The organism is Clostridium sp. HBUAS56017 (genome assembly GCF_007115085.1).
Lineage (GTDB): Bacteria > Bacillota > Clostridia > Clostridiales > Clostridiaceae > Clostridium > Clostridium cibarium.
In genome coordinates this window covers 1-14,263 of record NZ_SULK01000039.1, presented here as the reverse complement: position 1 = coordinate 14,263, position 14,263 = coordinate 1, and the positions used below count along the sequence as shown (strand labels likewise).

Sequence of the window (14,263 nt, the reverse complement as noted above, 5' to 3'; positions counted from 1 at the left end):
GATGGCATAAAATCACAGCAAGTTACCGGTTTTCATATCTCTGCGTGTATCCTATAGTAACAGATTGAGATAAACATACATAATCGTCGTTTTCTTCAGATATATTATATCCAGCACTTTTTATTAGTTCTATTTCTTTTTTAAAACTTTCAATTGAAGAATTTTCTCTATATATTTCGATTGATTCTTTAATTACCACCCCAAGCTCCGCCTTTATATAAAATATTATTAATTATTATCAAAATTCTCTTTTCATACTCATGTTTATATATAGATCCAGGTTTTTACTGGCAGTTATCACCTCATTAGAACTCCGTCCATATATTTCAATTGATTTATATAGATTTGCTCTAGCTTTTTCCATGGCTTGGTTAAGCTTAGAAAAAGCTTCATCATTTTTCAATTTTAATTCCCTCATTTTTCCGCGTATATTTCTCCTTATTTTCTTTAAATGCTTGCTATGAGGTCAATTATATAGATATATTTAATTTTTTACAAATTTAAAAAAGTTTAACCAAATCACTTGAATTCAGTTAAACTTTTTCCATATTTTTCATTGAATTTTACAGCATTTTTATTGTTTATATTGTTATTAATGTGCATCGTGAGTCTCTAAGTGATATACACTGTTTTCTGTTACACTAGATACTGTTTTGTTCTTAGCGTTATTAGTATATGTAGTTTTAGTTGAAGCAAACGCAATATTTGTTAATAACATTGATGTTGCAAGAACTGCTAGTACAATTTTTTTCACAGATTTCACCTCCTTCAAAACTTAAACTAAGTGACAAAACCTTAGTTTAACATTGTAATATATTAATGTAATTTGCGATAAAAAAATATTTTTTTTAAATTCCTTTAATCTGTTTCATTCTTTCTCTTGATTTTTCATAGAAATATATACTTTTTTCGTCATTTCTACCTCTATAATATGCTCCAATTTCTGAATAGATTAAAGAATAATCTATATTTAATTCTTTTGCTTTATCTGCTATTAGCAATAAATTCTGTTTATCTTCTTTTTGGATATAAATAAGTACCAATTCATAAATCACTTGTTCAATTAAAGATCCATTCTCATTATCATTTTTCTCACATACTTCCAATGCTTGTAAAAGATAATATTTAACATCTTCATTTGAATGTTGAAGCACTTTTGATGCAAAATATAAGTACTCTCCACGGTCTTCATAATTTGGGTTACATGATAAACATTCTTTGATATACATTGTAGCAGACTTGTAATTTTTTTTATTAGTGTATAATTCAGATAAATTCCTGTAAGTCATGGCTATATAATCGTTATTATCATATTTCATAGCAATACTTAAAGCTTCCTTGTATACTTTTTCAGCATCTTCAAACTTATGATAATCATTCAAACAATTTGCATGGTTGATTTTCGTTTTTAGTAACATATTCCAATTTTTGATTTCAAATTTCTTTAGTACTTTAAAACATTCTAAGGCACTATCATACTCACCTAGCTTTTTATATGCAAGTGCCTTGTAATACAATATCATTATAGAAAGCTCATCATTTACTATATCATCATTTAATTTTTCTGCGTAATCTAATTGTTGTAATGCTTTAATATATAAATCTAAAAATATATTATTTCTAGATTTATATATAAAAAAAGTTACTTCTTCAAAGCTATTTTGAGAATTAACGCTAATTTTTAATCCAATGTCACATAAATAATCACTTTTGGAATATCTATTTTTATAATAGTAAAAATCAGTAGCTAATTTATACAACTCTATTTTATTATTATCTGTAATGTTATACTTTTCGATTAGATCTTCCGCTTCACAAAACTTTTGTTCAAATGTATCTATTATTCTAATTTCTTTTAATTCACTGACAATATTAGCGAAAATATGATTTGCTTGATCATCTTCATCTTCCATTAATTCATCGGGCGTGATTAATGGTACACTTAATCCTTTTTCATTTATAATTTTATTAAAATTTTCAGCAATTCCAGTAGCTAAGTTAAACTTTAGCTTTTTCTTATTATTTTCAATTTTACTTAGCCAAATTTTTGTACAAACACCGTCTGCGATTTCATCTTGAGTTGCTCCGGTTATAACTCTGTACTTTCTTATTTTTTCATATGGTGGCATAATCTCATTATTAAACATTTAATCTTTTCCCCTCTATCTTTACAGAGATGCTAAAAACTAAATATAAAGTTTGTACATTATGTAATCATATTCAATATAGTGGACAAATTTACATTAATATACTATAATTACATTGCTTGCATTAGGTTGTTAGCATTTCGTTGTTCCCTGTAATGTCTGATATTAGCCTGTTAGCATTACAGGGTATTTTATGTATTAATAAGATATAATTCAAAATTTAACACATATTTCTATATTACATTAATTTGGATTAAAATTCAATCAGAAAAAATTTCACAAATTATGTAATAATGATATACTATGAGTAACAAGTAAATCGCACCCCCTTTTAAGATTTATGTTTAGTAATGTGATTTACTTGAAACATTTTTTTATACATACACCACTTAATATGGAATAAATTTGATATAATAATTAAATGAATATAGTTCTTTCACTAGAAAATAATTAAAAGAAAAAGGTATATTTCGCGTAGAGCTACACGAAATATACCTTTTTTCTTTGAAAATTTATAAATACTAAACTTAAAACCTAATTTTCATACCTTACAAATGGCATAAAATCGTTAAAATTATAGACTTCGCAAAAATAATTTTTAGCGAAATCAGTACAATTTATATAATAATAAACAATATTTTAATAGACTGAATCTTCCCAAGTCAACTTATAACTTCCTAAATGGTAAGTGAATTTTCCAGAACTTAAATCAGCCAATACAAGGAAATATTTTCCGGGGAAGTTTGGATCTGCTACAACATAGCAATAATCAACAGTATCGGTATTCCTATAATATCCTACTATAACCATAGAATGTCCTACATATGGATTTACAGTTCTATCAAAACAGAAAGCATTAACTGGTCGATCTAGACCAATTTCAGCCCTAACTCCCACAAATGGTAATTGACTAAATTGTATTGTAGTGTCATAGCCATAATGACTATATGCTGAACGAGCTTGTCCAGGAGTAGCTCCTAAATTTGTATCTGGATCTGATTTGCCTTGAATATACGAAGCTACATCTTTGGCAGTTAAACTCAAACCTTTTTTGTAATTTAGAATTGTAGCACATGAAGCACTAGTACACCACTGAGCTCTTCCTTGTCCTACTACAGGAACTTTTAAAAGCTTATAATCTTCTGCTGAGCTATTACTTGAATATTCCATTACTTTATTATTTTTATTAGTTAAACTTTTTTTACTACTATTAATAGATTCATTTGCACTAACTAATTTATTTTCAATGTTTACAAATTTTTCACTACTTGAGTTATCATCAGATTTGGCTAAATCAGTTACAGCATGTACAGTTTCATTAGATATTTCTATATTTTTATTATTGTAATTTGCTAGTAATGTGCTTTTATCATCACTTTCATCTATTGTATAAATAACATTTTCTATTCCCACAATTTGTAGCTTGTCCCTATTGTTATCGTTAATAACATCATTTAATTTATTAGCAAATCCATTTGATAAAGTTGCAATATACTTACCATTTTCATCTTTTGAAATAGTTAAAAATGAAATTATCTTGTTATTATTAATTATAGGGAAATAATACACATTTGAGTTAACTATATGATTATTTTTATAATCATACAAAGAAAATGGTGTTCCTAAATATGAGGCTTTATAATCATCTGATGAAAACATGGAATTATTACCGGTATTGTTGATTATATTAATTTCTGCCTTATATTTTTCTATTCCATACTCAACTATGTCTGATGGTACATCTGCACTTTGAATATTAATATTTGGTATAGGTTTTACAGTTTGTGCACTAGCTTTTAAAGCAGATGAACTTGCTAATAAAGATGTAATTATCACCCCTGCTATAAAATTTAATACTTTTTTGTTTCTTATCAAAGAAATCAACTCCTTTTATTATTTTCATTTATTCTACAAAGTAAATATATTCTACGCATGCGTTCCATTTCCTTCATTATTTTACAATAACATGTATATTTTTGTTTTTTACTTATATGTATTTGTTAATTTATATGTGGTAAAATATTGTATTATAAGGTATAAATACTAATTTGGAGGGTAATTAATGAAAATTCAGACTTGCAAAACATTAAATATTATATTTATTGTTTTTATAATTATCTTAATAATATATATAATAACCATAAATTTAAGAAAAAAAGACAGTATAAATGTTTCTAATTCTTCAACTACTAATATTACCTATGATGCTAATAATACTTATGATAGAATAGATACAATTCTTAAAAATTTAAATTATAATTATATATATACTTACGAAAAATTCTCTACCATATATTTGTCTATTGGAGAATATTCTGATAGCAATTTTTCAATAACCGAACATAAGGTAAATGATGGTGATTTATTGAATGTAAATGTAAAATCTAATAGATCTTTTTTAGTTTCATTACCTGGAAACAGAACATGGACTTTAGTCAACTCTAACTCTCTAAAAAACATAATTTTAGATCATAATTCCTCTATTGTTGATTGGAAAAATACTAACCCAGATGATCACACCACTGGTATACGTTATCATAGAGATAATTTTTATTTTTCTACAAAATCAAATGGAATTGAAACTTTACAATTTAAATATCCAGATGGATTTACAGTAAATATAAATATAACAATAAGTTAAGCACTAGAGGAATTCGTAAATAAGTATAAATAATTAAGCCAATGATTTTAAATCATTGGCTTTTTCTGTTCACTAAAATAAGATTTAGCGAAATCATAAAGTGTTTATGCTATAATTAATACAAAAAAAATACCATAAGGATGGGGTGCGGTGGTTTGAGATACGTTAGCTCAACAAATAATGGTGATTTGAGAAGGAGATAGGATATGGCTTCTAGTCAAGAATATTTAGATTTTATTATTGAACAATTATATATACTTGATAATGTTTCTTACAAAAAAATGATGGGAGAATATATTTTATATTATCGAGAAAAAATTTTTGGAGGAATATATGATAATCGTTTTTTGGTTAAGATAACCAATGTAAGTAGAAAATTAATGCCAGAGGCAATTGAAGAGTTGCCTTATGATGGTGCAAATCCAATGCTTTTGGTTGATAACGTTGATAATAAAGAGTTCCTATATGAACTGATTATGAATATGTATGAGGAACTTCCTAATTCAAAAGTAAAAAAGAAACAATAATTTTTAAATTCCACTTTGTAGTGAAGTCTTAATGGACAATATTCTTAAACATAGCCCAAATTAAAAGTATAATTATTTCACTAAAGTTTAATTTAGCGAAATTGATATTTTTCTAAAGTATTTTTTAGCCAAATCGAATATTGATAACAAATTAGAGTATCTATATTAACTAGAATAAATATGAATATTGATTATATTTTTAGTGAAGTTTAATTTTTTTAATAGTTAATTTCATAAATAATCATTTATTTGCATTATTTGACATTTAATTGTTTTACTGGTATCATTATTGTGTAAACAAGCTTATGTTTATGTAATATGTTTAATTTAAATAATTTAAGTGGGAGTTAAAATGAAAAAGAAAGTGCTTACATTTGCTTTATTAGGATTATTAGCAGTAGGCTCAATTGCGCCAATAGCAGTAAAAGCGGCAGAATCATGGGATTATGGATATAGCCAAGGTAGAATGCAGTGGTATAACTATTACTTACATTCTGGATTGAGACATTATGGCACAATTACAAAAAACAGTGTTACTTACTATGGTCCAACTGCGGGTCCTGGAAGTTGGTCAAGATTAGATTTAGATTATAATGGACCATACGCTTGTACGTATAATAAGTACGCTTTTTTCTAATAGTTGTCAAAAGAGGATTTAGTTATTTTAATAAATCCTCTTTTTGCTTTGAAAAGGTGATAAATATTTGAAAAGGTGATAAATATATGATTGAAATAATAAACATATGTAAGGCATTCAATAGAAAAATTATTTTTAAGGATTTTAGTTTAAAAGTAAAATCAGGAGAGTTTATTGGTATAGTTGGAAAAAGTGGTCAAGGAAAAACTACTCTTTTAAATATAATGGGTACTTTAGAAAAAGCTGATTCAGGTATTGTAAAAATAATGGATAAAGAGATACAAACAAAAAAAATGAAAAGGATTTTATTAAGAGATCACTTAGGTTTTATTTTTCAAAACTATGCTTTAATTGATAATTCATCAGTAAATGAAAATTTAGAAATTGCTCTTAAGCATAAAAAAATGAATAAAAAGCAAAAATATGATGCTATATCTTTAGCATTAAAAGAAGTAGGCCTTGTTGATTATGGTAGGGAAATAGTACATACATTGAGTGGTGGAGAACAACAACGTGTAGCAATTGCTAGATTACTACTTAAAGATCCATCTTTAATTTTTGCAGATGAACCAACTGGATCATTGGATAGTGAGAACCGTGATATTATTGTGTCATTGTTTCAAAAATTACATAAGCAAGGAAAAACAATTATTATGGTCACTCATGACAAAAGTTTAACAAAATTCTTTTCAAGAGTAATAGAGTTATAAGGGAGGAATTGCTATGAAGAAATTAATTTTCCTTCTCTTTACAACAACTTTTATAGTTATAAGTTTTTTATCTATAAAGCAATTTGAATATATACAATTTCAATCTTTTAATAATCATAGCATAGGTGAAAAGTGGAATATTATTGTTGAAAGCGGAAATCCTCAAAAAAATAAAACCGAAAATTTCCGTTTGCTAGAAGATATAGCAATTCAAACGAAAGTAAACTTTCAACGAACATCTTATGAAAAGGATAAATATAATAAAGATAAAATAGTATATTATGTAGCTTTTTTTGAAAAAGATAAATACTTTGAAAAAATAAAATTAAAGACAGGTGAATTTTTAGATGTAAATAGTGATGAAGATGACTTTCTTTCTACCATAAAAACCTACGACGATTATCAAATAGGTCAACTTGAACTTTTTCATAGTTTTGAAACAATAGAAATTCGCCCAATGATTGCCGCTGGGAAAACAAAGGATATCAAAGGAACATATACGGTAAATGGCAAAGAGAATGCAGAGAAGTTAAAAGATTTAGCATTAGAATATGGATTTTCTGTTGAAGTTTCAAAAGATCAGTCTGAAACTTTAATTACATCATATCCTTACCAAGATATGATGTATAAAGCATCATTAATATTATGTTTATTAATAGCACTTGCAATGCTATATGATGTAATTAATAATTATAAAGAAATAGCAGTAAGATATTTATTAGGATATAACTTTTGGGAAATTGGAGCTTATTTATTTAGAAGGTATATTAAAGTTTTTTTAGGTTCATTATCTATGGTACTGTCAGGATTAATAGTATATTTATATTTTTATAATGAGCTTCAACAATTATTTTCTTTTCTATATTTTGGGTTAGGAAATATTATTCCATTAATTTTAACTATCTCGCTAATTTTTATTGCTACATGGTTAGGAACTAAAACTATAAATATTTCTCAGATGATAAAAAATAAAAAACCTATAAAGCTGCTGTTTTATATAAATATTATTATTAGATTTATATTAGCTGTTTTTCTTACATTAGGGTTGCAGCAAGGAGTTAGTACTTTTCTTACAATCAAGAGTACAGTGGATAAACAAGAAAAATGGTCTATCCTAAAAGATTACTCCTATTTAGGAATGATTGCCGATTCTCAACCTGAATTATTAAAGTCTCAAAATGACGAAAAAAATCAACAATTTCAACTGTTATATAAAGAACTAGAGGCACAAGGAGCTTTTTATATTTCTCCATCTGGTTATTATATGAATAGTTCTGGTCCTCCTTTAGATCCAAATCCTTGGGGAATGGATGGAACTAAAGTTGAAATCAACAAAAATTATCTATCCATAAATCCAATTATAGGAACTAATAATGAACAAGTAGAAATTTCAGATAGTGCTAAGACTAATGAAATAACTGTAATTGTACCAATAAAGTTTAAAACATATGAAGATGATATAAAAAGAACTATATCAAAAGATTACACCGGTATATATAATGCGAAGGATTCCACTCCTCCTGGTGTGAATATTCTATATGTTAAAAACAATCAATCTTACTTTACCTTTTCTACAAATATGGCAGAAAAGAATAACTATGAAATCATTGATCCAATTGCTGTAATAGTTAATAGTCAGTTCGATTCACGTATTTTAGCAACTAGTATTTCTATGGGTTACGGATACTATACTAAAAATAGTGGAAATGAAACCCCTTTTAAGGTAACACAAGATACTTTAAAAAAGTATAAATTTGATGAGACTTGGCAACCTATTTCTGTGGCTTATTCTAATGTAGAATTAAAAATAGCAAATAACAAAGAATTACTACAATTAGCTACCGTTTATTGTAGTCTACTTATAATTTTAGCAGTCATTTTACTATTCTTTTCTTCTATGTATTACTTGGAAATAAATAAAAAATCATTAGCTTTACAATGGATTTTTGGTTATACATTTTTCGAAAAACATTATCTAGCTTACTTAGTGATATTAGTATTTTGGGACTTCATGTTTGCAACTTGCTTTTTTATTACTAATGAGACTTTATTACTTGCAAAAATAATCCTAGGACTTACATTTTTTGATATCCTATTAATCAGTATTATCTTAAATATAAAAGAACATAATGTAACGAAACAGATACTAATAGAAAAATAACAATTACAAAGGAGGTTAGATAGGTGAATAATAAAAAAAGAATTTTTAGCGTCTTAATTATTATCCTCTTTCTATCCTTAGGAGTTTATATTTACAACTTCTTTTTAAACAAAAAAGAAGTTGTAAATAATGCAAGTAAAGAAGAAATCTCGCAGCAAGAAAACAATACAAATGCAGACTCAGTTCCAGTTAAAGAAAATAAATATTATGTTGTCTATATTAAACAGAATGATGGTACAGGTTCATCCTTTGTTCCTTTAAAACTCAATCCTGGCTTTAAAAATGACTCTGATTTTCATGTAAGTATTTCATTTGATGATAACGGAAAGATTATAAATGACGATAAAATTATCATAGTTGATAATTTTGTTGTTTCAGATGAAAACAAAGAAATGATTAAAAAGTTAGCAGGAATAAATAATTATAATGAAGCATTAAAAGAAATTGAAGATCGAGTAAATGAGACTAAAGAGAATATTGAAAAAGAAAGAAAAGAAGGACGTATGAAATAAAGAGAGTCCATAAACTTATTTGATTATGTAATGAATTTCTAAGTTAATGAAGATTCATGCTAATTTAGAGTTAAAAGCCAATGAATTTAGTATCATTGGCTTTTTTAATTTACTAAAGTAAGATTTAGCAAATTAAAAGAATGCTTAAATTTATTTTTTAAAGGATTTAAGCGTTTAGTAAAGAATTATTTATAAGTGAACTAAGAGTTAATTGAAGTTAAAAGTGAGGTTTTATCTATGTATACAGTTGGTGAAGTAGCTGAAAAACTAAATGTAAGTAAAGTTACGATATATTCTAAGTTAAAAAAATATAAAGATAGAATAGCTATAAAGCAAGGAAAAAGCTATATTGACGAAGAACTTTTAAGACTAATTAAAGAAGAGTTAAAAGTTAAAAATATTGAAAAAGACAACTTTACCAAAGATAACAATACAAATCAATTAAATACAGATATATCAAAAGATAATGCTGATTTAATTAGCATTAACAAAGACTTAACAGATACTTTAATTGAACAACTAAAGCAGAAGGACAAACAAATAGATGAATTACACAATCGAATAGCAGAACTTAATAAATTAATTGAAAATAGTCAAGTCTTATTAAAAGATGAACAACAAAGGAATACTAATCAATTGTTATTAGAAGAGCATTTAGAGAACTTAAACGATAAGATAAACGATGTTCGAGAGAAGATGGAGCAACGCAAGGAGCAACAAGAGAAAAAAGGATTTTTTAGAAGAAAAATAAAATAAAAAAAGAGTAGTTTTACTACTCTTAATCCCAACCAAGGAGTTTCTTTTCAAGTTCATTATAGTCATATTTCCTAGATTCGAAATTATTAAACCCATTTATTTTACTAGATTGTTTTGGTTCTTCCCAGTTTTCTAATAATTTTCTCATATAGCCTGTCCTGTTTTCTTGAATGTTTTTAGTATTCATATAATCATAAAGCTTTTTTAATTTTCCTATATCTCCATTACTAAGGTCTCTAAATAACATAATAGTCTTTTCCCCAAATTCATTATTTGTAATATCCATAATTAGTTTTATATCATTTTCTATTGTATCAAGTGGAGTTTCTTTATCTATTGCTATCTCATTTTTTACTTGTTTTACTTTTGGATCTTCCACCTTCTTATTAGGTTTTATATAAAATTTAAGTGATGTAACTTTCCTCCCTGTTTTAACTTCTTCGAATTCAAAATATATATCCGTTAAATTTTTTAATTCCTTTTGAGCTTGACAGATTATTCTATTTTTAAAGTTTTGATATATCAAATATGATCCTTTATCAGCCTTTAATATTTTTCTTAATTCATCAACTTCTATTACTGCAATCTTTTTAAATTCATTACTCTTAAGGATTTCGTACATTCTTATTGAATATTTTCCTTTAAGCTCCAAAACGTTTTTTAATCTATAACTAGTGTAGAATTCTTTTAATCCTAGCATAAATGGTTTTAGTTTTGGACTAAATTCCAATTCGATAATTCCGGTTCCTTTCTCATATTCAGCACTAGAAAGCCATGCAACTTGAGTTATTTTATTTTCCTGTTTAATTTCTAAGACTTTTTGCATAAGTTCTTTTGTTATTTTAGGTATTACTGAATATTTTGATTTTGATTCAACTCCTAAAAGCTCCATGAATTCTTTTATACTAAATTCATATGGCTTAAAATCTTCATCATTAGGTTGTACTGTGCTTGCAAGTGTTAATATTACTCTTTGCTCTTCTAAACTCAAATCATAATTTGAAGTTATTAAAGTATTTGCTTTTGTTACTAAATAATTTTCATTCATAAAATCCCTCCCCAAGAATATTATACTATTTTACTAATACTAATACAATATATGTGTATTGTATTAATTAGGTACGTAAATGTATTAGTTAAGGTACGCAGATGTATTAGTTGGGTACGTAAATGTATTAGTTAAGGTACGCAGATGTATTAGTTGGGTACGTAGATGTATTATTAAAAATTTCAACACTAGTTATAGCAAAGGTTTGAAGGCGCCCTAAACATATAAAACAATATATATAAAACATATAAAACAACAACAAGGGGTTGTTGTCTAAATTAGATGAAAATTTTAAAGTTATTTAAAAATATATATCAAAGTGATTTTATAGATTTGCTTTTTTAATTTTTCTTTTTAATCGTAAATGAATTAGTCTTTGTTGTTAAAAATAATGGGATTTTATATGTTGGCAAGATACGCATTTGTAATACAAAATGCAAGACTTGTTAGGGGTGTTCCCCTAATACCCGAATGTAATTTTTCCAAAAGATATGTAATTAATAAGATACTATATGTAAACAATAAGATATTATACGTAAAGTATAAGATAGTTTATGTATAAAATAAGATATTATATGTAAACTATCTGTATATAATATCTAGGTGTTCCGCAGGGTATTCCAAAGGAATTTAATATAGAAAATGGCTACCGCAACACCTAGTTTTATCAGTCTTAGATTTTTTATCTTTCCATATCAAAGCTTTTACTTTTTATGATTTTTTCAACTGGTTTACTTAGTTCTTTTAATTTTTCAGTAGCTTTATCAATCAAGTTATTTTCCTTAACGACAAATGTTAACGCTTTTCGTTGGATCAATAATGTATTTATATTTTTTTGTGCTGCAGCTAAATCTTTTTTTAACTTAACGTTTTTATCGGCATACTTAGATAAGTTTGATTTTACTGCAGAAAAGTTATCACTAAGATTTTCATATTTACGCTCTAGATCTTTGACTGTATTTGAACTAACTATAGCTTTCCTGGATAATTCCTTTAACTTCTCAAAATCATGTTTATTCAAAACAACATTGTTCTTATCCATAAAGGTTGCTTTATATGGGATGGAATCAATGTCATGCTCTGAAGCTTTTATCTCTTTTAGTTCACTTAAATTTTGGGATAAAGCTTTACTAGTACGAACTAATTCAACATCTAATTTAGCAAGTTGTTCTTTTTTATAAGTGATAGTGCTTTTATGCTCTTTATTTGCCCCCCTAACCCCTCTTTCTAAATTAAAGCCATTTATATTCATTAACTCATTGTAAGCGTCCTGTAGCTTGGATAAGTGCAATTTACCCCCTATAAATTTGGTTCTACTTATTTTTAAGACTTCTTCTTTCCTTCTACCATCATAAACTTTGGTTAGCGGAACAGCCACAACATGAAGATGTGGTGTCTTCTCGTCCATATGGACCGTTGCATGGATTATATCCTTAGAAGATATTCCTATATTCTTTGTAACGAATTCTAAGGAGGTTTGAGCCCATTTAGTTATATCTTGTCTATTCATACCTTTAAAAAACTCCTCGTCGCTTGTGAAGAGCATCTCACAAGCAATATCTGTCTTATCATCATTAATGCTCTTTTCAAATGTCTTAATTCTATCGGCCCTCATATTCTGCATACGTTCTTCATGTGCTTTTCTTAAGTCCCTGGTTATTTCATTGAATTTTTGATTATAAGTACCTGTACATTTAATTAGTTCAATGTTTTGGTTAGATCTGTTTTTATCGATATCCGGATTTGTATGACTAATCCTTTCTTGATTATGCTTTCCGAGGCCAACCAATGCTCCAGTATTTTTTATTCCTTCAACCCTAAAAACCGAGTAGCTCATATCATCTTTTCCTCCATAATCTTGGCATATTATTCCTTGACTTAAGAGTAATCTGTCAAGATTATTATGTCAAGATGATAACTTACTATATGATTGACATAAATCAATCATCGTTCGCCCTATGGGAAAGGGGGTGATCCAGGATCACCCCCAAAACTTTTAAAAAAGTTTTATCAAAATTTTTGCTACCAGGTAGATGCCAGGAAGTCGAACTCTCCATATTGATTATATAGATATATATTCTTACCACCATTCGATTCTATCTTTACTTAAGCGATAGTGCCACCAATTGCCATTTTCATATTTGATACATAATACACCATCTTCATCATACCAACTTTCGGTTACGTTGCCTTCATTCCAACACTCAAAGGCTTTTTTATGTGCTTCAACACATTTATTTAGATCTAAATCCATTTAAAAATCCTCCTTATCATATTCACCATTTATAATTCTGCAGATAGTTGTTGTTCCAAGAGCAGTTCTTTCAGCTATTTTTCTATAACTTAATCCTAAAGCTCTTAGAGTTTTTACATTAGTTATTTGATTATCAGTAATTTTCCTAGGATTACTTAGAGCTCTAGATTCTAAAATATTTATCTTATTGTTTAATCTTTCGATTTCTATTAATTTTTTATTTTCCCATTCCTTTTGTATTCTCTCTATTTGATCCTGGTAATAATCATCTATTGTATTTAATTTATATTTAAGTTTTTTATTTTCAGATTTCAATTCTTCTACTTCTTTTTGTAATTGATCTGCTAATTCTAAAGCAGATTTTGGATTAATACTAAATCTCTTTTTTTCTGCCATAAGTTTCTCCTTGTACCATGGTTCTGGTACAAGGGTACACTAAAATTTAAGTATGGTCAATGCTGAAAAAGTTAAGGTTATTTTTAATGTGTAAAGGTGGGAATATTGGTGGGAATGTTTTGGTTTTTAATAAAAATAAAATTCCCATTATAGAAATATAGTTAAATTAATAGCTTATATGGTTTTTGCTACCATATAGATAATGGGGTATATGTATATATACATATACATATACCGAATTTAAGTGGGATGAATGGGAAGATGTTTTACTCAATTTAACATTGATAATACACCTTATGGGGGGACGGCAACGATTCGGGCAAATACATATCTAAACAACTATTCTATTTAAAAAGGTGTACCTTATCAAATAATAAAACCGGTAACTTGATGGCATAAAATCACAGCAAGTTACCGGTTTTCATATCTCTGCGTGTATCCTATAGTAACAGATTGAGATAAACATACATAATC

16 protein-coding genes are annotated in these 14,263 nt (G+C 27.0%); 7 read left to right on the top strand and 9 right to left on the bottom strand.

Annotated features, from left to right (window positions below; genetic code table 11):
• Positions 1–22 precede the first annotated feature (22 nt).
• The 5 genes from FAY47_RS20510 to FAY47_RS19420 all read right to left on the bottom strand — a co-directional run bounded on the left by FAY47_RS20510 (position 23) and on the right by FAY47_RS19420 (position 4,022).
• Positions 23–199, bottom strand: a complete 177-nt coding sequence (locus tag FAY47_RS20510; protein ID WP_185966915.1) for a hypothetical protein — start codon at positions 197–199, stop codon at positions 23–25.
• A 39-nt stretch (positions 200–238) separates the two neighbouring features.
• Positions 239–418 carry an aspartyl-phosphate phosphatase Spo0E family protein gene (locus FAY47_RS19430; RefSeq protein WP_143318583.1) on the bottom strand — a complete coding sequence of 60 codons (180 nt, stop codon included), beginning with the start codon at positions 416–418 and terminating at the stop codon, positions 239–241.
• A 174-nt stretch (positions 419–592) separates the two neighbouring features.
• On the bottom strand, positions 593–754 hold the full coding sequence (locus tag FAY47_RS20505) for a hypothetical protein (protein WP_185966914.1): 162 nt from the start codon (positions 752–754) through the stop codon (positions 593–595).
• Positions 755–848: 94 nt separating this feature from the next.
• Positions 849–2,147: a tetratricopeptide repeat protein gene (locus tag FAY47_RS19425; RefSeq protein WP_143318582.1), complete on the bottom strand. Its 1,299-nt coding sequence runs from the start codon at positions 2,145–2,147 to the stop codon at positions 849–851.
• A 639-nt stretch (positions 2,148–2,786) separates the two neighbouring features.
• The gene (locus tag FAY47_RS19420) at positions 2,787–4,022 is read right to left on the bottom strand and encodes a C39 family peptidase (protein WP_143318581.1); all 1,236 of its coding nucleotides are present in this window, start codon (positions 4,020–4,022) and stop codon (positions 2,787–2,789) included.
• A gap of 187 nt (positions 4,023–4,209) precedes the next feature.
• On the opposite strand from FAY47_RS19420, the gene FAY47_RS19415 reads away from it, so the two are divergent.
• From FAY47_RS19415 to FAY47_RS19385, 7 genes are all read left to right on the top strand, one after another.
• Positions 4,210–4,788 (top strand): hypothetical protein, encoded by a 579-nt coding sequence (locus FAY47_RS19415; protein WP_143318580.1) that lies wholly within the window; start codon positions 4,210–4,212, stop codon positions 4,786–4,788.
• 206 nt (positions 4,789–4,994) lie between these two features.
• On the top strand, positions 4,995–5,315 hold the full coding sequence (locus tag FAY47_RS19410; protein WP_143318579.1) for a TfoX/Sxy family protein: 321 nt from the start codon (positions 4,995–4,997) through the stop codon (positions 5,313–5,315).
• A 352-nt stretch (positions 5,316–5,667) separates the two neighbouring features.
• Entirely contained in the window at positions 5,668–5,952 is a 285-nt protein-coding gene (locus FAY47_RS19405; RefSeq protein WP_143318578.1) for a lactococcin 972 family bacteriocin, read from the top strand.
• An 86-nt stretch (positions 5,953–6,038) separates the two neighbouring features.
• Complete coding sequence (locus tag FAY47_RS19400) at positions 6,039–6,662, top strand: ABC transporter ATP-binding protein (protein ID WP_143318577.1); 624 nt, start codon at positions 6,039–6,041, stop codon at positions 6,660–6,662.
• Positions 6,663–6,675: 13 nt separating this feature from the next.
• Entirely contained in the window at positions 6,676–8,823 is a 2,148-nt protein-coding gene (locus tag FAY47_RS19395; protein WP_143318576.1) for a DUF1430 domain-containing protein, read from the top strand.
• Positions 8,824–8,846: 23 nt separating this feature from the next.
• The gene (locus FAY47_RS19390) at positions 8,847–9,335 is read left to right on the top strand and encodes a hypothetical protein (RefSeq protein ID WP_143318575.1); all 489 of its coding nucleotides are present in this window, start codon (positions 8,847–8,849) and stop codon (positions 9,333–9,335) included.
• A 237-nt stretch (positions 9,336–9,572) separates the two neighbouring features.
• Entirely contained in the window at positions 9,573–10,091 is a 519-nt protein-coding gene (locus tag FAY47_RS19385) for a helix-turn-helix domain-containing protein (RefSeq protein WP_143318574.1), read from the top strand.
• A gap of 22 nt (positions 10,092–10,113) precedes the next feature.
• Here FAY47_RS19385 and FAY47_RS19380 read toward each other — a convergent pair whose 3' ends face one another.
• The 4 genes from FAY47_RS19380 to FAY47_RS19370 all read right to left on the bottom strand — a co-directional run bounded on the left by FAY47_RS19380 (position 10,114) and on the right by FAY47_RS19370 (position 13,789).
• Positions 10,114–11,139, bottom strand: a complete 1,026-nt coding sequence (locus FAY47_RS19380) for a replication initiation protein (RefSeq protein ID WP_143318573.1) — start codon at positions 11,137–11,139, stop codon at positions 10,114–10,116.
• Between the two features lie 682 nt (positions 11,140–11,821).
• The gene (mobV, locus tag FAY47_RS19375; RefSeq protein WP_143318572.1) at positions 11,822–12,976 is read right to left on the bottom strand and encodes a MobV family relaxase; all 1,155 of its coding nucleotides are present in this window, start codon (positions 12,974–12,976) and stop codon (positions 11,822–11,824) included.
• A gap of 243 nt (positions 12,977–13,219) precedes the next feature.
• Positions 13,220–13,393, bottom strand: a complete 174-nt coding sequence (locus FAY47_RS20500; protein ID WP_185966913.1) for a hypothetical protein — start codon at positions 13,391–13,393, stop codon at positions 13,220–13,222.
• Positions 13,394–13,789: a hypothetical protein gene (locus FAY47_RS19370; protein WP_143318571.1), complete on the bottom strand. Its 396-nt coding sequence runs from the start codon at positions 13,787–13,789 to the stop codon at positions 13,394–13,396.
• Positions 13,790–14,263: the final 474 nt, after the last annotated feature.

Coding starts and splice junctions, on each gene's coding strand:
- FAY47_RS19405 (WP_143318578.1), top strand. CDS start 5,668: ATGAAAAAGAAAGTGCTTACATTTGCTTTATTAGGATTATTAGCAGTA.
- FAY47_RS19425 (WP_143318582.1), bottom strand. CDS start 2,147: ATGTTTAATAATGAGATTATGCCACCATATGAAAAAATAAGAAAGTAC.
- FAY47_RS19385 (WP_143318574.1), top strand. CDS start 9,573: ATGTATACAGTTGGTGAAGTAGCTGAAAAACTAAATGTAAGTAAAGTT.
- FAY47_RS19400 (WP_143318577.1), top strand. CDS start 6,039: ATGATTGAAATAATAAACATATGTAAGGCATTCAATAGAAAAATTATT.
- mobV (WP_143318572.1), bottom strand. CDS start 12,976: ATGAGCTACTCGGTTTTTAGGGTTGAAGGAATAAAAAATACTGGAGCA.
- FAY47_RS19395 (WP_143318576.1), top strand. CDS start 6,676: ATGAAGAAATTAATTTTCCTTCTCTTTACAACAACTTTTATAGTTATA.
- FAY47_RS19380 (WP_143318573.1), bottom strand. CDS start 11,139: ATGAATGAAAATTATTTAGTAACAAAAGCAAATACTTTAATAACTTCA.
- FAY47_RS19430 (WP_143318583.1), bottom strand. CDS start 418: ATGAGGGAATTAAAATTGAAAAATGATGAAGCTTTTTCTAAGCTTAAC.
- FAY47_RS19410 (WP_143318579.1), top strand. CDS start 4,995: ATGGCTTCTAGTCAAGAATATTTAGATTTTATTATTGAACAATTATAT.
- FAY47_RS19370 (WP_143318571.1), bottom strand. CDS start 13,789: ATGGCAGAAAAAAAGAGATTTAGTATTAATCCAAAATCTGCTTTAGAA.
- FAY47_RS19415 (WP_143318580.1), top strand. CDS start 4,210: ATGAAAATTCAGACTTGCAAAACATTAAATATTATATTTATTGTTTTT.
- FAY47_RS20500 (WP_185966913.1), bottom strand. CDS start 13,393: ATGGATTTAGATCTAAATAAATGTGTTGAAGCACATAAAAAAGCCTTT.